Source organism: Sphingomonas sp. ID1715, from assembly GCF_013044515.1.
GTDB lineage: Bacteria > Pseudomonadota > Alphaproteobacteria > Sphingomonadales > Sphingomonadaceae > Sphingomonas_B.
This window is the reverse complement of the sequence record NZ_JABEPR010000001.1, coordinates 232,032-251,527: the sequence shown is the minus strand read 5'-3', so window position 1 is coordinate 251,527 and position 19,496 is coordinate 232,032. Positions and strand designations below refer to the sequence as shown.

General features: G+C 66.8%; 17 protein-coding genes and 2 tRNA genes. 10 read left to right on the top strand and 9 right to left on the bottom strand.

Annotated elements, in window-relative coordinates:
- Positions 1-36: 36 nt before the first annotated feature.
- Both gyrA and HJG53_RS01250 read right to left on the bottom strand, forming a co-directional pair.
- Entirely contained in the window at positions 37-2,787 is a 2,751-nt protein-coding gene (gyrA, locus tag HJG53_RS01255; RefSeq protein WP_171127425.1) for a DNA gyrase subunit A, read from the bottom strand.
- Between the two features lie 122 nt (positions 2,788-2,909).
- Entirely contained in the window at positions 2,910-3,581 is a 672-nt protein-coding gene (locus HJG53_RS01250) for an SDR family NAD(P)-dependent oxidoreductase (RefSeq protein WP_171127424.1), read from the bottom strand.
- Between the two features lie 145 nt (positions 3,582-3,726).
- Here HJG53_RS01250 and HJG53_RS01245 point away from each other — a divergent pair, with 145 nt between their 5' ends.
- Positions 3,727-5,007 (top strand): hypothetical protein, encoded by a 1,281-nt coding sequence (locus tag HJG53_RS01245; protein ID WP_171127423.1) that lies wholly within the window; start codon positions 3,727-3,729, stop codon positions 5,005-5,007.
- Here HJG53_RS01245 and HJG53_RS01240 read toward each other — a convergent pair.
- A complete protein-coding gene (locus tag HJG53_RS01240) occupies positions 4,983-5,492 on the bottom strand; it encodes an Lrp/AsnC family transcriptional regulator (RefSeq protein ID WP_171127422.1) in 510 nt (169 codons plus the stop codon). The two genes, HJG53_RS01245 and HJG53_RS01240, sit on opposite strands and share 25 nt — an antisense overlap.
- A 154-nt stretch (positions 5,493-5,646) precedes the next feature.
- Between HJG53_RS01240 and HJG53_RS18935 the strand changes: the two genes are divergently transcribed.
- Positions 5,647-7,269, top strand: coding sequence for a HAMP domain-containing sensor histidine kinase (locus HJG53_RS18935; RefSeq protein ID WP_171127421.1), 1,623 nt, complete (start codon positions 5,647-5,649; stop codon positions 7,267-7,269).
- Positions 7,249-7,320 (top strand) — tRNA-Ile (locus HJG53_RS01230). Before HJG53_RS18935 ends, HJG53_RS01230 begins: the two co-directional genes overlap by 21 nt.
- Before the next feature lie 260 nt (positions 7,321-7,580).
- On the opposite strand, the gene HJG53_RS01225 is transcribed toward HJG53_RS01230, so the two are convergent.
- From HJG53_RS01225 to HJG53_RS01215, 3 genes are all read right to left on the bottom strand, one after another.
- A tRNA-Pro gene (locus tag HJG53_RS01225) sits at positions 7,581-7,657 on the bottom strand.
- Between the two features lie 104 nt (positions 7,658-7,761).
- On the bottom strand, positions 7,762-8,040 hold the full coding sequence (locus HJG53_RS01220) for a hypothetical protein (RefSeq protein ID WP_171127420.1): 279 nt from the start codon (positions 8,038-8,040) through the stop codon (positions 7,762-7,764).
- Between the two features lie 85 nt (positions 8,041-8,125).
- Entirely contained in the window at positions 8,126-9,493 is a 1,368-nt protein-coding gene (locus tag HJG53_RS01215; RefSeq protein WP_171127419.1) for a M20/M25/M40 family metallo-hydrolase, read from the bottom strand.
- A 106-nt stretch (positions 9,494-9,599) separates the two neighbouring features.
- On the opposite strand from HJG53_RS01215, the gene ettA reads away from it, so the two are divergent.
- On the top strand, positions 9,600-11,273 hold the full coding sequence (gene ettA, locus HJG53_RS01210) for an energy-dependent translational throttle protein EttA (RefSeq protein ID WP_171127418.1): 1,674 nt from the start codon (positions 9,600-9,602) through the stop codon (positions 11,271-11,273).
- Between the two features lie 6 nt (positions 11,274-11,279).
- On the opposite strand, the gene HJG53_RS01205 is transcribed toward ettA, so the two are convergent.
- Entirely contained in the window at positions 11,280-11,990 is a 711-nt protein-coding gene (locus HJG53_RS01205; protein ID WP_171127417.1) for an NYN domain-containing protein, read from the bottom strand.
- Between the two features lie 106 nt (positions 11,991-12,096).
- On the opposite strand from HJG53_RS01205, the gene HJG53_RS01200 reads away from it, so the two are divergent.
- From HJG53_RS01200 to HJG53_RS01175, 6 genes are read left to right on the top strand one after another with little or no spacing between them, the layout of a single operon-like run.
- A complete protein-coding gene (locus tag HJG53_RS01200) occupies positions 12,097-13,410 on the top strand; it encodes an erythromycin esterase family protein (RefSeq protein ID WP_217352557.1) in 1,314 nt (437 codons plus the stop codon).
- 32 nt (positions 13,411-13,442) lie between these two features.
- Positions 13,443-14,810, top strand: coding sequence for a DNA repair protein RadA (gene radA, locus HJG53_RS01195; protein WP_171127415.1), 1,368 nt, complete (start codon positions 13,443-13,445; stop codon positions 14,808-14,810).
- A gap of 9 nt (positions 14,811-14,819) precedes the next feature.
- Positions 14,820-15,338: a CvpA family protein gene (locus HJG53_RS01190; RefSeq protein ID WP_171127414.1), complete on the top strand. Its 519-nt coding sequence runs from the start codon at positions 14,820-14,822 to the stop codon at positions 15,336-15,338.
- Complete coding sequence (locus tag HJG53_RS01185; RefSeq protein ID WP_171127413.1) at positions 15,335-15,760, top strand: iron-sulfur cluster assembly scaffold protein; 426 nt, start codon at positions 15,335-15,337, stop codon at positions 15,758-15,760. Before HJG53_RS01190 ends, HJG53_RS01185 begins: the two co-directional genes overlap by 4 nt.
- Positions 15,760-17,547 carry a monovalent cation:proton antiporter-2 (CPA2) family protein gene (locus tag HJG53_RS01180; RefSeq protein WP_254447462.1) on the top strand — a complete coding sequence of 596 codons (1,788 nt, stop codon included), beginning with the start codon at positions 15,760-15,762 and terminating at the stop codon, positions 17,545-17,547. The genes HJG53_RS01185 and HJG53_RS01180 overlap by 1 nt, the downstream gene beginning before the upstream one ends.
- Positions 17,547-17,873: a DUF423 domain-containing protein gene (locus tag HJG53_RS01175; protein ID WP_171127412.1), complete on the top strand. Its 327-nt coding sequence runs from the start codon at positions 17,547-17,549 to the stop codon at positions 17,871-17,873. Before HJG53_RS01180 ends, HJG53_RS01175 begins: the two co-directional genes overlap by 1 nt.
- Here HJG53_RS01175 and aroB read toward each other — a convergent pair.
- Both aroB and HJG53_RS01165 read right to left on the bottom strand, forming a co-directional pair.
- A complete protein-coding gene (aroB, locus tag HJG53_RS01170) occupies positions 17,870-18,952 on the bottom strand; it encodes a 3-dehydroquinate synthase (protein WP_171127411.1) in 1,083 nt (360 codons plus the stop codon). The two genes, HJG53_RS01175 and aroB, sit on opposite strands and share 4 nt — an antisense overlap.
- Positions 18,949-19,479, bottom strand: coding sequence for a shikimate kinase (locus HJG53_RS01165; protein ID WP_171127410.1), 531 nt, complete (start codon positions 19,477-19,479; stop codon positions 18,949-18,951). Before HJG53_RS01165 ends, aroB begins: the two co-directional genes overlap by 4 nt.
- Positions 19,480-19,496: the final 17 nt, after the last annotated feature.

The following is a 19,496-nucleotide window of genomic DNA, read 5'->3' as shown; positions in this document are numbered from 1 at the left end:
CCTGGGTCCCCGCTTGCGCGGGGATGACGAGAATGATCAGGAAGTCCCGTCCTCATCCCCGCCCGCCAGGTCTTCGCCGACCGTGGCACCGGGCTCGGGGGCGATCGTGCCGCCTTCCGCGGTCTCCACTTCCTCCTCGCCGCTGTCGTCGATCAAGGCCGCGGCGACGACATGCTCGTCTTCGGCGACGTTGAACAGGCGCACGCCGGCGCTGCCGCGGCCGATCACGCGCAGGTCGCCGACGGTCATGCGGATCAGCTTGGCCTGATCGGTGACGAGCATCAACTGCTGGCCATTAGCGGCCGGGAAGCTGGCGACCACCGGGCCGTTGCGCTCCAGATTGTCGATGTTCGTGATGCCCTGGCCGCCGCGGCCGGTACGGCGATATTCATAGGCCGAGCTGCGCTTGCCATAGCCGTTCGCGCAGACGGTGAGGATGAACTGCTCCTTGGCCGACATCTCGGCCATGCGCTCATCGCTGAGCTCGGGCGCGCGGTCATTCTCCTTCCACGGCGCGGCCCGCAGATAGGCGTCACGCTCTTCCTGGTTGGCGCCGGAGCGGTGCAGGATCGACAGCGAGATGACCTGGTCGCCTGCTCGCAGCGTCATGCCGCGCACGCCGGTCGAGTTGCGCGACTGGAACTCGCGCACGTCGTCGCCGCGGAAGCGGATAGCCTTGCCATCCTTCGTCGCGAGCAGCGCGTCGTCATTCTCGGTGAGCAGAGCGACGCCGACCAGCCGGTCGTCGGCATCCTCGCCTTCGAACTTCATCGCGATCTTGCCGGCGGTCGGAATGTTCGCAAACGCGTCCATGCTGTTGCGGCGGACATTGCCCTTGCAGGTCGCGAACATGACGTGAAGGTCGCTCCAGCTCGCCTCGTCCTCGGGCAGCGGCAGCACAGTGGTGATCGTCTCGTCCGCAGCGAGCGGGAGCAGGTTGACCATCGGCCGGCCGCGGGTGGCAGGCCCGCCTTCCGGCAGGCGCCAAACCTTCATGCGATAGACGCGGCCGAGGTTCGAGAAGAACAGCACCGGCGAGTGGGTCGAAGTCACGAACAGGTTGGTGACCGCATCCTGGTCCTTGGTCGCCATACCGGCGCGGCCCTTGCCGCCACGCTTTTGGGCGCGGAAGGCATCGAGCGGCGTGCGCTTGATGTAGCCGCCAAGAGTGACGGTCACGACCATCTCCTCGCGCTCGATCAGGTCCTCGTCGTCGATGCCCTCGAACGAGGCCGCGATCTGCGTCTTGCGGGGTGTGTCGAACTCCGTAACGACCGCTTCAAGCTCGGTCCGCATGACGGCATAGAGCTTCACGCGGTCGGCGAGAATTTCGAGCAGGGCGCCGATGCTAGTCGCGAGCTCGCGCAGCTCCTCGCCGATCTCGTCGCGGCCGAGCGCCGTGAGGCGGTGCAGTCGGAGGTCGAGAATCGCGCGGACCTGCGCGTCGGACAGCTTGTAGGTCGAGCCTTCGACTTCATGCTCGATCGCTTCGACGAGACGAATATAGGGCGCGATCTCTTCGATCGGCCATTCGCGGGCGAGCAGGCTGGCCCGGGCTTCGGCGGGGCTCGAGGAGGCGCGGATGATCCGCACCACTTCGTCGAGGTTGGTGACCGCGATGACGAGGCCGAGCAAGATGTGCGCCCGGTCCCGCGCCTTGGCGAGCTCGAACTTCGAGCGACGGGTGATGACCTCTTCGCGGAACTTGACGAAGCTCTCGACAATGTCGCGGAGGTTGAGCAGCTCCGGCCGGCCGCCGCGAATGGCGAGCATGTTGGCCGAAAAGCTCTGCTGGGCCGGCGTGTGCCGCCACAGCTGGTTGAGCACGACATCCACCTGGGCGTTGCGCGCCAGGTCCATGACGATGCGAACGCCCAGCCGGTTGGACTCGTCGCGAATGTCGGACACGCCTTCGATGCGCTTGTCCTTGGCAGCTTCGGCGATTCGCTCGACCAGCGCGTTCTTGCCTTGCTGATACGGGATTTCGGTCAGCACGATCGAGCGGCGATCGCCCCGGCCTTCCTCGATCACGTGGCGCGAGCGGACGATGATCGAGCCACGACCGGTCGTGTAGGCCTGGCGTGCGCCGCCCTGGCCCAAGATGATCGCTCCGGTCGGGAAGTCCGGCCCCGGGACATATTCGATCAGCTCTTCCGCCGAGATCGCCGGATTATCGATATAGGCGAGGCAGGCGCGGACGACTTCGCCGAGATTGTGCGGCGGAATATTGGTCGCCATGCCGACGGCGATGCCGCCGCTGCCATTGACCAGCAGGTTCGGAAAGCGCGCGGGCAGCACCTGCGGCTCGCGCTCCGACGCGTCGTAGTTGGGCTGGAAGTTGACCGTGTCCTTATCCAGGTCTTCCAGCAGCGCGTTGGCGACCTTGGCCAGCCGCGCCTCGGTGTAGCGCATCGCGGCCGGATCGTCCGGGTCCATCGATCCGAAATTGCCTTGGCCGTCGACCAGCATCACCCGCATCGACCAGTCCTGCGCCATGCGCGCGAGGGTCATGTAAATCGCGCTGTCGCCGTGCGGGTGATATTTACCCATCACGTCGCCGACGATGCGGCTGCACTTGCGATAGGGCCGCCCGGCCACATAGCCCGCTTCCTGGCAGGCATAGAGGATGCGGCGGTGCACCGGCTTCAGTCCGTCGCGCACGTCGGGCAGTGCGCGGGCGACGATGACGGACATCGCATAGTCGAGATAGCTCGACTTCATTTCATCGACGATGGAGATCGGTTCGATGTCGCTCGACGGGGCAGAGGGCGGCGGCAGAGTGGCCAAGTGGGGTTCCGTGTTTTCTGGTGGTGCGCGGATCGCGCCGGTAAAATCGTCCTAGCGGGGGCGGGAGCGGAACGCCACCCCGCGCGCACGCGTACGCGCGCGTGAGATGTGGATAGCCTATGCTATGGCGTGACGGTGGTGCCGTCCCACGCGATCAGGCTGCCGCTGTCCTTGACGCCCAAGCCATCGAGTAAGTCGAGCAACTGGACGGCGGCGCGGCCAGGGTCGAACAGCTGGCCCGGCGCGACATTGCCCTGGAACGGCTTGCTCAGCTTCGTGTCGACCGTGCCCGGATGCAGCCCGACGACGATAGCGCGATCGTTCACGCGTTTCATCTCGATGGACAGCGTGCGGATCAGCTGGTTCAGCGCCGCCTTCGACGCGCGATAGCTGTACCAGCCGCCCAGCCGATTGTCGGAGATGCTGCCGACTCGTGCCGACAGCGCTGCGAACACCGAGCGTTCGCCCTTGGACAGCAATGGGAGGAAGTGCTTCGCGACGAGGGCAGGTCCAATCGCATTGATCGCGAAGTTGCGCTGCAGCCAGGCGGCGTCGAGCTCGCGCATGCTCTTTTCCGGGCCATGGTCGCCATCGTGTAGCAAGCCTGTGGCAACCACGATCAGGCTTGGGCGGGAAGTGACCGTTGCAGCCGCTCCCGCGATGCTGGCTTCATTGAGCAGATCAAGCTGTGGACGGGAGAAGGCCTGCACCGCGACGCCTTCTTCCTCAAGCGCCTCCACCAGCGCGCGGCCGATGCCGCCACCTGCTCCGATCACCACCGCATTTCGCTGCATCGCGGCCGGTTAGTTCAAGCGCGGTTCAGTGGCAAACGGCCAAGGCAACCCGCAATGCCGCCGCTTGTTTGGCGCAAGGTCGGGGTTTAGGGGAGCGCCAGCGATCCATTCGCCCGAGAGGTCCCTCGAGAGGAGAGTGTTGGAGATGAAGGTTTCAAAACTGGCGCTGAGCCTGGCGCTGGTCGCCGGCTTCGGCATGACGAGCCCGCTGCTCGCACAGAAGAACAAGAAGGAAGCCGCGGCTCCGGCCGCCTGGGCTCCCCAGCTCGGCAAGGCGTTCCGCAACGCCGCCGCGCCGCTGCAAAAGGCGATTCAGGCGAAGGATTATGCGACCGCATCGTCGCTGCTGCCGGCGGCGACTTCCGCGGCCCAGACGGCTGACGAGAAGTTCGTGCTTGGCCAGTTCAAGCTGCAGATCGCGACCGGCACCAACGATGCCACCGCACAGCAGGCGGCGGTCAACGAGATGATCGCGTCCGGCTCCGGCCCCGCCGACATGAAGGGGCAGTTGCTCTTCTATCAGGGCCAGTTCGCCTACAAGGCCAACAACTTTCCGGCCGCCATCCAGGCGCTTAGTGCAGCCCAGCAGGCCGGTTATGTGACCAAGGACGCGAACGGCCAGCCGACGCAGGACCTGAACCTGCTGCTCGCCGAATCCTACTTCAAAGGCAACCAGGTCCAGCAGGGCCTCGCCGCCGTGGATCAGGCGATCAAGGCGGAGAAGGCCGCCGGCCGCAAGCCGCCGCAGGAATGGTACGGCCGCGCCGCCTCGATGGCCTATAAGGCCAAGGTGATGCCCGAGGTCGCGAAATGGACCCGCGCGCAGGTGGTCGACTATCCCTCCGCCGAGAATTGGCGCAGCGCTTTGGTCATCTTCGGCGACGCCAACCGCTTCGACGATCAGACCCAGCTCGACCTGATGCGGCTGCAACGCTTCGCCGGTGCCTTGTCGGGCGAGCGCGACTATTATGAATATGCGCTGCTCGCCGACAAGGTCGGTCTGCCTGGCGAAGCCAAGGCGATCGTCGACGAGGGCAAGGCGAAGGGCGCCTATAATGCCAGCAGCAAGGCGATCAATGAGATCGGCACGCTCGCCGGCACCAAGGTCGCGGCCGACCGCGCGTCGCTCGCCGCTGCCGAAAAGAGCGCCGGCGCCGCGGCGAACGGCCGGGCGGCTCTGGGCACCGCCGATGCCTATTTTGGCTATGGCGATTACCAGAAGGCGATCACGCTCTACCGGCTCGCGCTGCAGAAGGGTGGCATCGATGCGAACACCGCCAATCTGCGGCTCGGCATGGCGCTCGCCAAGGCTGGCCAGGCGGCCGAGGCCAAGCAGGCCTTCGCGCAGGTTACTTCGGGTCCGCGGGCTGAGATCGCTCAGTTCTGGACCTTGTGGGTCGATCAGGGCGCGCGCACCGCGTCCTGACCTTGAGGGACGGCCCCGGGGATCGGTACTCCGGGGCTGTCCTTCGACGTGCGGATGGTGAGCGAGGTCTTGACGCTCGCCACGTTCGGCGCGGTCGTCAGCTCCGACGTCAGGAAGTGCTGGAAAGACTGGAGATCGGATGCCACGATTTTCAGGATGAAGTCGATCTCGCCGTTCAGCATATGGCATTCGCGCACCAGCGGCAGCATCGCGACATGCTCTTCGAAGGCGCGCAATTCATGTTCGGCCTGGCTCTTGAGGCTGACGAGCGCGAAGACGGTGATCTGATACCCGAGCGCGACGGGAGCGAGCTTGGCGTGATAGCCTTCGATGATCCCCTGCTGCTCCAGGCTCCGCACGCGGCGCAGGCAGGGCGGGGCGGTCAGCCCGACCTTGGCGGCCAGGTCGACATTGGTCATCCGGCCGTCATCCTGCAAGGCGGCCAGAATTTCGAGATCGACGGCGTCGAGTGCCGCGCTTGGCATTAAGCAATACCTCATCAGTGTAATGCCCGCTTCTTAGAAGATAATTGCCCAGCGGCGCAATTGTCTCACTTTGCGACGGTGGATTTTCGCCTCTGTCGAAGGAGTTGCAAGGTTGCTATCCCGTTAGCCTTCAAGGGGGCAGGGAAGCGCGGGCGTGCGATTCGACGACAGATTGGCAACGGCGCTCGGCCAGCCGGCCGAAAGCCCTGCCGCGCGCCAGGCGCTGTGGCGGCAGATCGTCGATCTGCTCGGCCAATCGGGATCGGAAGACTCTCCCCTGCGCGAACCGGCCTTCGAGCGGCTGCGGGAGTGGCGGGTTGAAGTGCCGGTCGCCGGCCGCCAACATGCCGGATTGCTGCTCGGCGGACGCAAGCTGCCGGCCGACCTGGTCGCCTTTTTTGCCGAGGATCTGACGATCGTATCGGCACCCTTTCTGGCCGTGGCCGAAATGGGCGGCGAGGATTGGGCGCAGCTGATCCCGGATTTGTCGCCGGTCGCCCGCGCGCTGCTGCGTCATCGCCGCGACCTGCCCAAAAAGGCACGGCGCGCGCTCGACCTGTTCGCGGCTGGAGATCTGGTGCTGGACGGGCCGGCTTCGCTGGACCTCCCGAGGTCGGAAGCCGCCGCCCCCCCTCTCGAACCGGCCGTTGTCCCAGCCCAGCCCGAGTTCGCGTTCGAGACCGGGGCTGACGGGCTGATCCGCTGGTGCGACCTTGTCGACCGCGGCGCGGCGATCGGCATCTCGATCGCCGAGCCCGCGGCACCCGGCGCGGCGGGGGTCGACGGGCAGGCGGCGGGCGCGTTTCGCCGCCGCAGTCCGTTCCGCGATGCGCGCCTGCTGCTGCCCGCACCGGGATCGGCAGGCGGGGGCTGGACGATTTCCGGCGTGCCGAGCTTCGATCCACCGACCGGCCGCTTCACCGGCTATCGCGGGGTTGCGCGGCGCCCGCGCGTGGGCGAACGTGCCGAACCGCTCGGCCTGCTCGGCTCGACGCTGACCAGCGATTCGCTCCGCCAGCTCGCGCATGAAGTGCGCACGCCGCTCAATGCGATCGCCGGCTTTGCCGAGATGATCGACCAGCAAATGCTTGGGCCTGCTGCCGCGCCTTACCGCGCTCGCGCCGCGTCGATCCTCGCCGAAGCGCGGCGGATCGAGCAGGTGCTCGACGATCTGGAGGAAGCGGGCCGGATCGCCGGCGATGCCCCGCCTGCCGCACCCGAACCGGTCGATTGCGGCCAGCTGATCGCACGCATTGCCGGCACCCTGGCTCCGCTCGCGGCAGAGCGGGGCGTGGTGGTCGCGCTCGCCATCGCGCCGCGGTGCGAGTCCGCCCTGCTCAACCCGGTGGCCGCCGAGCGGATGACCAGCCGGTTGCTTAGTGCCGCCATTGCGCTGGGCGGCGAGGGGGAGCGAGTGGAGATCAGCGCCGCGCCCGCCGACGGCAGCCTGCCCGAGACCTGGATTGCGGTCAGTCGGCCGGCCTGCACCCAGGGGCATGACGAGCAGCGCCTGCTCGACGCGCTGCAGCCGGACGAGGACGAGACGCTCGCCGCCGCCTCTCCTCTGGGTCTGGGCTTTACCCTGCGGCTGGTGCGCAGCGTGGCCGAAAGCTGCGGCGGACAGCTCGCCTTTACGCCGGATTGCTTTCGCCTCCGTCTGCCGACCGTCTCTGCCGGGCATGGCCACTCAAACGTCGAGGCGCGGTCGCCGCTTGCCACGGTGAACGCCGCTCCGCTATCGCCCGCGGGCGCGGTGGGGCCTGTAGCTCAACGGTAGAGCTGGCCGCTCATAACGGCTTGGTTGGGGGTTCGAATCCCTCCGGGCCCACCGCGCAGCGCGAGCGGGAATAGCCAAGCTATTCCCACTGCGCGCAAGCGCGGCCGGCCTCGCGAAGCGAGGTCCGACGACGCGGCTTTGCCGCGGCGCGTCCGATGTTCTTTGTTTCTCGTCATTCCTGCGAAAGCGGGAACCCAGCGCTGAAAATGCCGACACGGGCAAAGCCCGTGTCGTCGGTCCTCGCCGGGGCGAGGCCGGCCGGGCTTGCGCGAAGGCGAAATAGCTTCGCTATTTCGGCTCGCGCTGCGCCGTGGTCGGGGAGACAGGATTCGAACCTGCGACCCTCTGCTCCCAAAGCAGATGCGCTACCAGACTGCGCTACTCCCCGACGGCTGCGTGCCATGCCGCCTGATTTCGGCGTGCGCAAGAAAAAGGGCGGCTCCCGCGTGGGAACCGCCCTTCTTTTCGTCTCGGCTCGAAAGCCGAAGCGGCTTACTTGCCGGTCGCGTTCGCGGCGACGGCGTTGTCGGCAGCAGTCGCTTCGTTGTCGGCGACGTTGTCAGCAGCGCTGTGCGCGTTGTCAGCGGCGTTCTCGAGCGCGTTCTCGGCGTTCGCGGTGGTCGCGTTGTCGGCAGCGGCTTCGAGATTGTCCGCCGTGTTCTCGATCGCGGCCGAGGTGTTCTCCGCAGCGGCTTCGTTCGCGTTCTTCTCACCGCAAGCGGCCAGCGACATCAGGCCGGCGGCAGCGGCAGCAACGATCAGCTTCTTCATTCCTGTGCTCCCCAAGGGAATAACGTGCGCGCGGCCCGATGCCGTCGCAGCGCGGGTGATTAGCAAAAGTCGAGGTTCAGTCAAACTATTTAGGTAGAGATTGCGCCGAGTCGTTGATCAAATTCTCGGGAGCATTGGCGGCAACGGCCAACATCGCCGTCCACGCGGCGACATTCTGCGCCAGCTGTTCGCGGTCGATCTTGTCGAGCGTATCGTCCGCGGTGTGGTGGATATCGAAATAGCGCAGGCCGCTCTGATCCAGGTCGACGGCGTTGGTTCCCGCCCGCGCCCAAGGGCCAAGGTCGGCGCCAGCGGTCGCATTGCCGCTGCCCTTCGCGATGCCGAGCGGCGCCAGCACACGCTCCAGCTTGGTGGTAAGTCCGGCCGCGCCCGTGTTTAGCTTCGTTTCGAACCGCCAGACGCGATCGGCGCCGAAGTCGGATTCGCCGACGAGCGCATGCGGCTCATTCTGGTGTGCGTTGAAATAGGCCTGACCACCCAGCCCGCCAATCTCCTCGCTGCCGAACCAGATCACGCGGATCGTCCGGCGCGGACGGCCGGCATCCATGATGCGCTTGGCCGCCGCTGCCGTGATCGCCACGCCGGACGCGTCGTCGATCGCGCCGGTGCCGAGGTCCCAGCTGTCGAGATGGCCGCCGATCGCGATGATGCCGGCTTTCGGATCGGTGCCTGGCACTTCGGCGATGACGTTGCCGGACTCGATCGTGCCGAGCTGGCGCGGCGTGATCAGCAACCGCAGCCGGATCGGCTGATCCTGCCGGAGCAGCCGTTCGATCTGGTCCGCGTCAGGGTTGGACAGGGCGGCGGCGGGGATGGGCTGCACGCCTTCGAAGTTGGTGGTGCCGGTATGGGGCACGCGGTGGCTGTCGGTGCCCAGCCCCCGGATCACGATCGCCGCCGCACCCTTTTTCGCCGCGATGCTCGGCGCGGTCCGGCGCACGGTCCCGAAATAGCCGTAGCTGGAGCCGTCCTGGGCCGGGCGCATGGCGTGGCCCACATAGACGATCTTGCCGCGCACCTGTTCGGCGGGCGCAGCCTCCAACGCTGCGACGCTGTCGAAGGCGACCAGCTGCGCTTCCACGCCCTGATCCGGCGTCGCGCCGCTATAGCCGAGCGCAGTCAGCGCGAGCTTTTGGGGAAAGGGTGCCAGGATCTCGCCGCGTTCCTCGCCACGCGTCCAGCCGGGGATGGTGAAGCGTTCGATGCGAACATTCTTGAATCCCATGGCGCGGAGCTTGCGCACCGCCCAGTCACGCGCGCGTGCTTCCGCCTCGCTGCCGGCCAGGCGCGGGCCGATCTCGGTCGTCAGCCCTTCGGTCAGCTGCCAGGCGATGTCGTCGTTCAGCGCGGCGTCGCGCAGCTTTTCGGCGTCGTGCGGCGCCGCCGCGACGAGGAAGGGCAGGGCGAGCAGCGCAAGGCGTTGTTTCAGCATGGCAGCGCCCTAACTATGGGGGCGAGCGTTTGCCAAGCCCCGGTCGCATAAGCTAGGGGCGCGCCAAATCCTTACAGCACCATTTCAAGAGCGGAGATCCGGGCCCATGGCCTCGCAATATTCCTTTGTCATGCACGGGATGACCAAGACTTTCCCTGGCGCCCCCAAGCCGATCCTCAGTAACATCAACCTGCAATTCTACCCCGATGCGAAGATCGGCATCGTCGGCCCGAACGGCGTCGGCAAGTCGACGCTGATGAAGATCATGGCCGGCATCGACACCGAGTTCACCGGCGAGGCCTGGGCGGGCGAGGGCATCACCGTCGGTTATCTGGCGCAGGAGCCGCAGCTCGATCCGTCGAAAACGGTGCTGGAAAATGTGAAGGACGGCGCCCGCGCGACCGCCGACATGGTCGATCGCTTCAACCAGATTTCCGCCCTGATGGCCGAACCGGACGCGGATTTCGACGCGCTGATGGAGGAGATGGGCGACCTCCAGACCAAGATCGACGCGGTCGATGGCTGGACGCTCGACAACCAGCTCGAGATCGCAATGGAGGCGCTGCGCTGCCCTCCCTCGGATGCTGGTGTCGAGAATTTGTCGGGCGGCGAACGCCGCCGCGTGGCGCTGACCCGGCTGCTGATCCAGAAGCCGAGCATCCTGCTCCTGGACGAGCCGACCAACCACCTCGACGCCGAAAGCGTCCAGTGGCTTGAAAATCATCTGCGCGAATATCCCGGCAACGTGCTGATGATCACGCACGACCGCTACTTCCTCGACAATGTCGTGAACTGGATCCTCGAGCTCGATCGCGGCCGCTATTATCCGTACGAGGGCAATTACTCGACCTACCTCGAGAAGAAGGCGAAGCGCCTCGAGCAGGAAGAGCGCGAGGATGCCGGCCGGCAGAAGGCGATCAAGGAAGAGCTGGAGTGGATCCGGCAGAGCCCCAAGGCCCGCCAGTCCAAGTCCAAGGCACGTATCCGTGCGTTCGATCAGCTCGTCGAGGCGCAGGAGAATCGTGCGCCCGGCAAGGCGCAGATCGTCATCCAGGTGCCCGAGCGGCTGGGCGGTAAGGTCATCGAGGTGGAGGGCATCTCCAAGGCCTACGGCGACAAATTGCTGTTCGAGGATCTGAGCTTCACGCTGCCGCCGGGTGGTATCGTCGGTGTCATCGGGCCGAACGGCGCGGGTAAGTCGACCCTGTTCAAGCTCATCACCGGCCAGGAACAGCCGGACACCGGGTCCGTCGATATCGGGCCGACCGTGCAGCTCGGCTATGTCGATCAGAGCCGCGACGCGCTCGATCCGAACAAGAATGTCTGGGAGGAAGTGTCAGGCGGGCACGACCTGATGACGGTCGGCAAGCACGAGATGTCGACCCGCGCTTATGTCGGTGCGTTCAACTTCAAGGGACCTGACCAGCAGAAGAAGGTCGGTCAGCTGTCAGGCGGCGAGCGCAACCGCGTCCACATGGCGAAGATGCTGAAAAAGGGCGGCAACGTCCTGCTGCTCGACGAGCCGACCAACGACCTCGATGTCGAGACGCTGCGTGCGCTGGAAGAAGCGCTGGAGAATTTCGCCGGCTGCGCGGTGGTCATCAGCCACGACCGCTTTTTCCTTGACCGTCTCGCCACGCACATCCTCGCGTTCGAAGGCGACAGCCATGTCGAATGGTTCGAAGGCAATTTCGAAGCCTATGAGGAAGACAAGCGCCGCCGCCTCGGCGACGCCGCCGACCGCCCGACGCGTTTGGCGTACAAGAAGCTGACCCGGTAGAACGGGTCAGCGCACGCGGCGGACGTAGAGGACGCCATCGTCCCTGCGCTCGGTGGTGAAGTTGGGAAGTGCCTGTATCAGGTCCGACAGTCGCTTATAGCCATAATTGCGGGTGTCGAACGAAGAGCGGTTGCCGGCGAGCTGGCCGACTTCGGAGAGCTTTGCGAACCCGCGCTCGTCTCGTTTGGCGGCTTTCCAGGCAGCGCCGAGCAGGTCGAGCAGCGTCTCATCCACGCTCGACGCGGACTGGGCCGGCTCCTCCCTTTCGGAGGCGGCGAGCGCTCCGACGTCGATGAAGCGCGTGCAGGCCTGGCGGAACGACTCCGGTGTCTTGGCTGTGCCGAAGCCATAGACGGGCAGACCCTCCTGCCGAAGCCGCATGGCCAGCGGCATGAAGTCGCTGTCGCTCGACATGATGCCGAAGCCGGTCACCCGCCCGCGATACAGCAGGTCCATCGCATCGATGACCATCCGCATGTCGGTCGCGCTCTTGCCCTTGGTCACGTCAAACTGTTGTTGGGGTTCAATGGCATGTTGGTGTGTCATGGAAGCCCAGCCTTTGAGCGAAGTCTTGCTCCAATTGCCGTAGGCGCGGCGAATGTTCACGGTGCCCAACTCGGCCAGAACTGTCAGGACCGCGTCCAGCGAGTCGGGCGAGGCATTGTCCGCATCGATCAACAAGGCGACGTTGCCGATCGGTCCGCCATTCCCATTCATGCCTCACTCCTTCGTCCAGCCCTGTTCAAACAGGCGTTTCGCTCGTGAACAAGCCAGAACCTCTCTTCGTCCCATCCGTTCTGCATCGATCGGACCGGAGGATTACATGCTGGAGGTCGAGACCCGCGCCATTCCCGAGATGATCGCTCGGTCGGCGGAGCCGCTCCCGAAGTTGGACGATCCAGCCTTTGCGGACGCGTTCGACCGCTTCGGCGGCGCGCAGGTGGTGCTGTTAGGCGAGGCGAGCCACGGCACGTCGGAATTCTACCTTGCGCGGGCGGCGATCACGCGGCGGCTGATTGAGCGGCACGGCTTCAATCTGGTTGTGGTCGAGGCGGACTGGCCCGATGCGGCGGCGATCGATCGCGCCATCCGCGGCAAGCCTGCTCCCCCTGAGGCGGAGACGCCGTTCACGCGCTTTCCAACCTGGATGTGGCGCAATGCCGAGTTCGCCGGCTTTGTCGAATGGCTCCGCGACCACAACCAGAGCGTCGCCGACCCGGTCAGCTTTCACGGTCTCGACCTGTACAATATGAACGCGTCGATTGCGGCGGTGATCGGCTATCTGGAGAGGACCGATCCCGAGGCGGCGGGCGATGCGCGCCGCCGCTATGGGTGCCTGAAGCCTTGGAAGGAGGAGCCCGCGGTTTACGGCGCCATCGCCCGCAGCGAAGGCTTTGGCCGTTGCGAGGAGGGGGTGGTGCAGATGCTCCGCGACCTGTTCGCGCGCGAGCCCATCTATGCTCAGGATAACCCGGATGCGTTCCTCGACGCCGCGCAGAACGCCCGTCTGGTCGCCAATGCGGAGGCCTATTACCGCGCCATGTACCATGGCTCGGCGGCCAGCTGGAACCTGCGCGACGAGCATATGGCCGACACGCTCCAGCTGTTGCTGCGCTGGAAGGGGTCGCAGGCCAAGGCGGTGGTCTGGGCGCATAACAGCCATATCGGCGACGCCCGCTTCACCGACATGGGCGAGAGCCGCGGCGAGTGGAATCTCGGCCAGCTCGTCCGCGAAGGACAGGGTGAAGCGGCTGTCCGCCTGATCGGCTTCGGCACTCACACCGGCACCGTGGCGGCAGCCGACGACTGGGACGAGCCGATGCAGATCAAGCGGGTGAACCCGTCGCGACCCGACAGCTTCGAGCGGCTGATGCATAACAGCGGCGTGCCGCGCTTTTTACTCGACCTGCACGGCGCCGATGCAGAGGTCCGGAAGGCGCTCACCGAGGGGCGGCTGGAGCGCTATATCGGCGTCATCTACCGACCCGACACCGAACGATGGAGCCACTATTCGGAAGCGTCGCTGGCGCGGCAATATGACGCCTTCGTCTGGTTCGACGAGACTCGGGCAGTGACTGCCTTGTCTGGGCCTGAGGACCACGGCTCTAGCGACGACACCTGGCCCTTCGGCCTCTAGCGTTGGTCCCGCTTTGTTCCTAAAGCAGGGGCATGGCCAAGCCCCAGAAGCGTTATGTCTGCCAGGCGTGCGGATCGGTGTCGCCGAAATGGGCGGGGCAGTGTGCCGACTGTGCCGAATGGAATACCTTGGTCGAAGATGCAGGCGCGGTCGTCACGCCCTTCCAGGCCCGGCACAACCTCCAGTCCGGCGGGCGGTCGATCGAACTCGTCGGGCTGAATGCCGACATTCCGCTGCCGGCGCGCATGCCGACGGGCATCGCAGAGCTGGACCGGGCACTGGGCGGTGGGTTCGTCGCCGGCTCGGCAACGCTGATCGGTGGCGATCCCGGAATCGGCAAATCGACGCTGTTGCTGCAGGCGACGGCAAAGCTCGCATCGGCTAGCAAGAACGTCGCCTATGTATCTGGTGAGGAGGCAGCCGACCAGGTGCGGCTGCGTGCGCGCAGGCTCGGCCTGGGGCAGGCGCCGGTGCAGCTCGCGGCGGCGACCTCGGTGCGCGACATCCTGACGACGCTGCAGACCAGCGCGCCCGACCTGCTGGTCATCGACTCGATTCAGACGATGCATTCCGACCTGATCGAAGGCGCACCCGGGACGGTGAGCCAGGTCCGCGCCTCGGCCGGCGAATTGATCCGCTTCGCCAAGGAGCGCGGAACCGCTGTGGTGCTGGTCGGGCATGTGACTAAGGACGGGGCGATCGCCGGCCCGCGCGTGCTGGAGCATATGGTCGACACGGTGCTCAGCTTCGAAGGGGAGCGGAGCCACCAATATCGAATCCTGCGCGCGATCAAGAACCGGTTCGGCGGCACCGACGAGATCGGTGTGTTCGCGATGGGCGAGGGCGGTTTGGATGAAGTCTCAAACCCTTCCGCCCTGTTCCTCACGCACCGTGACGAGAATGTCAGCGGCGCCATCGTCTTTCCCGCGCTGGAGGGCACTCGTCCGGTGCTGGTCGAGATCCAGGCCCTGGTTGTCCGGCTGGCGAGCGGCGCCACGCCCCGGCGCGCGGTGGTGGGCTGGGATGCGGGTCGCCTGGCGATGATCCTGGCCGTGCTGGAAGCGCGCTGCGGACTCAGTTTTTCCAGCGCCGAAGTCTATCTGAACGTCGCGGGTGGCTACCGCCTCTCCGATCCCGCCGCCGATCTGGCCGTGGCGGCGGCTCTGGTGTCGGCGCTCAGCGAGCGGCCGATCCCCGCCGATGCCGTCGCCTTCGGCGAAGTGGCGCTGTCGGGAGAACTGCGGCCGGTGGCCCATGGCCCCCTGCGCCTTAAGGAAGCGGCCAAGCTCGGCTTCGAGCGCGCGCTGGTGCCGGCCGGTATCAAGGACGGCGCCGGAGTCCGCCTGTCCGGCTTCGCGCGGCTCGGCGGGCTCGTTGACCATCTGCTTGGCCGGGGTTAGCCGGACGTCATGACGGCGCTCGACATCATCGCTTTGGTCCTGCTCGGCGGCGGCGCCGTTATCGGCGCGATGCGCGGCTTCGTGCAGGAGGCGCTGTCGCTGATCGCCTGGGTGCTGGCGGTGCTGGCGGTCAAATTCCTCCACACCCCGGTGACCAACGCCCTGGCCTCGCCGGTGGGAAGCGGCTCCGGCGCCGCCGCGCTTGCGGTGGTTATTCTGTTCGGATTGACCTTCCTGCTCGGCAAGCTCCTCGCCCAATCCCTCGGCAAGCGCACCCGCACCTCGGTGCTTGGACCGGTCGATCGCGTCCTCGGGCTCGGCTTCGGCTTCGTCAAAGGGCTGATCCTGGCCTCGCTACTGTTCCTGCTCGCCACCCTCGTCGTCGACACGGTGCGAGGTGGGCCGGCCAACCGCCCGGAATGGCTGAAGAATGCGCGCAGCTACACATTGCTCGACGCGAGCAGCCGGGCAATGGCGGATTGGGTGAACCGGCGGAGGACCGCTACGCCCGCCGCGCAGAGCCGATGAACGCCCCGCTTTACGACACGGCGCTGTTGCGGCTGGCGGCGACCATTCCCCATCTCGGCCGTCTCGAAGGGCCGGACGGCTCTGCGGAGCGGCGCTCGCCGGTTTGCGGCAGCCGGGTCATCGCCGATGTGAAGCTCGATGAAGAGGGCCGCGTCACCGCACTCGGCCTCGACGTCTTCGCCTGCGCGCTCGGCCAGGCTTCCGCGAACCTGATGGCCTCGCATGCGATCGGACGACGGCTCGGCGAGCTGACTGAGGCGCGAGACGCGCTGGCTACCTGGCTCGCCGGCGAGCGCGACGATCCGGGCACCTGGCCGGGGCTGGAGCGGATCGTGCGCGCGCGGGCGCATCCTGGCCGGCACGGCGCCATCCGCCTGCCGTTCGAAGCGATCGTCGACGCGGTCGCCGACGCCCGCCGCTGATGGAGGCGCACGGCACCGCTTCACTGGTCCGCGACGGCTTCGTCATGCTCGGCGCGGCGCTGGTGCTGGTGCTGCTGTTCCGCCGTCTCGGCCTGGGGGCCACGCTTGGCTATCTGCTCAGCGGCGTGCTGATCGGGCCCGAGATGCTGGGGCTGGTCGGCGACCCGGAATCGAAGCTCGGAATTGCCGAGATCGGCATTGCGCTCCTGCTGTTCCTGATCGGGCTGGAGCTGTCGCCCTCGCGATTGTGGCGGCTGAAGCGCGACATCTTCGGCTTCGGTCTGCTGCAGGTCGTCCTGTGTGGGGTGGCCCTGACCGGCTTCGTCTATGCGATCACGCCGCTCAGCCTGGCGGCCGCCACTGCCATCGGTCTGCCCCTCGCGCTATCCTCGACCGCGCAGGTTCTGCCGATGCTCGAATCCGCCGGTCGGCTGCGAACGCCGTTCGGCCAGCGCGCCTTTTCCGTGCTGCTCTTCCAGGACCTGTCGATCGTGCCGCTGATCACGATCGTGGCCGCCCTGTCGCGGGCACCGGAGGCGGCGAACGCACCGCCGGGGTGGCTGCTCGGCCTCTACACGGTCGGCGCGGTGCTCGGCCTGGTGCTGGCCGGGCGATATATCCTCACGCCCCTGTTCCGCCTGATCGGCGGGCTTGGCGAGCGCGAACTGTTCGTCGCCGCCGGCCTGTTCGCGGTGCTCGCCAGCGCCGCGCTGATGCAGGCGCTGGGCCTGTCGAGCGCGCTCGGCGCCTTTGTCGCGGGCGTCATGCTGGCGGACTCGCCCTACCGCCACGAGCTCGAAGCCGATGTGGAGCCGTTCCGTTCGCTGCTGCTCGGCCTGTTCTTCATCGCCGTCGGCATGCTGCTCGATCTGGGCGCGATCGCCGAACGGCCGCTGCTGGTGATTGCGGCCGCCGCCGGCGTGGTCGCCATCAAGGGTCTGATCATCTTCGCCATCGCGCGCGTGTTCGGCATGGAGTGGCGGCCGGCGCTCGCCATCGGCCTGTTGCTTAGCCAGGGCGGCGAGTTCGGTTTCGTGCTCTTCGCCCAGGCGCAGAACGCACTGCTGATCGCGCCCGAGGCAGCGAGCCTGTTCGGCGCGGTCGTCACCCTGTCGATGGCCACGACGCCGTTCCTGATGCAGCTCAGCCGTCGCTTCCGGGAACCGCCCAAGGCCGAACGGACTGATCTCGACGGTCCGTCGCATGACGGCGCCAGCGTCATCGTCGTCGGCTGGGGCCGCTTCGGGCAGACGGTCGGCTTCATGCTGGCGGCGCAGGGACTGTCGGTGACGATGATCGACAAGAAGGCGTCCCAGATCGACGTCAGTTCCGAGTTCGGCATGAAGGTCTATTTCGGCGATGGCACGCGGCTCGATCTGTTGCGCCAAGCGGGGGCGGCCGATGCCCAGCTGATCCTGTTCTGCATCGACGGCACGACGCTCGACCGCGGCCAGATGGAGATCATCGCGCACAGCTTCCCCCATGCGCAGATCTTCGTACGCGCCTATGATCGGCGCCACCTCATGGCGTTGCACGGCGCGCCAGTCGCGGGCACGGTCCGCGAAGTCTATGAATCGGCGATCTGCATGGCTCGCCAGGCGATGACCGCGCTCGAGATCGGACCCGAGGAGATCGAGCGGGCCGAGGCCTATTATCGCGACCTCGATACGCGCCGTCTCAGTGTCCAGTCCGAAGCGAACGATCTGCACGCGGGCAGCGAGATGATGATCCGCCCCGGCGAGGAGCTCCCGGCCGCCTCTATTCCCATCCCGGCGGAGAGCGGCTGATGCCGTGGCTGCAGAAGCTGGCGGCTCTGTCCGCCGCGATCGCGATCGCCGCCGGCGCGCTCGGTGCGCACCGCTTTGCGGGCAAGGAGGCGGAGTGGCTGCGGACCGGCGGGCTCTACCAGCTGCTGCACGCCGTGGTGGTGCTGGCGCTCGCCCGGCAGGTCGCGCCTGCAGCGCTATGGGTATTGCTCGGCGGAGCGACGCTGTTCGCGGCGACGCTCTATGCCATGGCCTTCGGCGCACCGCGCTCGCTCGGTGCGATCACGCCAATCGGAGGCGCGCTGATGATTGTCGGCTGGCTCTGGCTCGCCTGGCGGCTGCGTTAAGCGCGCAGTCGGTCCAGGAACTCTGCCACCTCTCCAAGCTCCGCGCTCTTGTCGACAAACGCCTGGCCGATGCCGCGTGCGAGAATGAAGGGCACGCGGCCACCGGCTTTCTTCTTGTCATGGGCCATATGGGCCGCGAGCCGTTCGCCGGGGGCACCCACCCCCGCCGACACCGCGTCATGGGGCAAGCCGAGGCGCCGAAGATGCTCGACAACGCGTGCCGCATCGCCTTCCGGGCAGAGGCCCCGCTCGGCCGAGAAGCGAAATGCGAGGCCCATGCCCGCCGCGACCGCTTCCCCGTGCAGCAGTGCCGCGCCGAAGCCCGTTTCGGCTTCCAGTGCGTGGCCGAAGGTGTGGCCGAGGTTCAGCAGCGCGCGCAGGTCCGCCGTTTCCCGTTCGTCGGCGGCCACGATCCTGGCCTTGGCCGAGACGCTGTGCGCGATCGCGTGGGTGCGCGCATCAGGGTCGCCGGCCAGCAATGCCGCGGCATGTTGGTCGCACCAGGCGAAGAAATTCGCGTCGTCGATCAGCCCATATTTGACCACTTCCGCATAGCCGGCGCGCAACTCGCGGGCTGGGAGGGTGTCGAGCACGGTTGGATCGATCAGCACGAAGCTGGGCTGGTGGAACGCGCCGATCAAATTCTTGCCCGCGCGCGCGTTGATCGCCGTCTTGCCACCGACCGAGCTGTCCACCTGTGCGAGCAGCGTGGTCGGGATCTGGACGAAGCCGATGCCGCGCTTGACGATCGCAGCGGCAAAGCCGGTCAGATCGCCGATCACGCCTCCACCCAGCGCTACGACATGTTCGCCGCGCTCGACTTCCAGCTCGAGCAGGCGGTCGCACAGGCTTTCGAGCTGGCGCCAGCTCTTGGTTGCTTCGCCGGCGGGCAGCACGATCGGAACGAGGTTCGGGTGACGCATACGCGGCAGTTGCGCGGCCGCGACCGTCTCGTCGGTGATCACGATCAGCCGGTCCTGCGCATAAGGCGCGAGCAGCTCCGTCGCGCGATCGAGCGCGCCGGCCTCGATCAGCACGTCATAGCTGCGGGCACCGAGCGAAACGGGCACAATCGTCATCCGGCCAGCGCCTTCAGGATCGCGCGCACTGTGGCGTCGTGGGGAGAGGGCTGGCTGCGGACATGGATCGGCGCCAGCGCATAGATGGGATTGCGGACCGCCGCCAGTTCGGTGAGCACTTCGCGCGGATCGCGGTCCTTGAGCAGCGGCCGGGTCGAGCGCCGGCGGACGCGATCGACCAACGTATCGATATCGGCTTCGAGCCACACGGCGGTCGCGCGGTCGAGGATCAGCTGCCGGGTCAGCTCGTTCATGAAGGCGCCGCCGCCGGTCGCGATCACCTTCGGGCTGCCGTCGATCAGCCGGGCGATCACGCGCCGCTCGCCGTCGCGGAAATAGGGCTCGCCGAAACGCGCGAAGATCTCCGAAATGCTCAGGCCCGCGGCAACTTCGATCTCCTCGTCGGCGTCGACGAAGGGGATGGCGAGCTTCTGCGCCAGCCGCCGGCCCACGGTGGTCTTGCCCGCGCCCATCAGCCCGACCAGCACGACGGGCCGGTCGATCGCAGGGGAAGGGGCGGCAGTCATCCGGCTTGGCTAAGGGC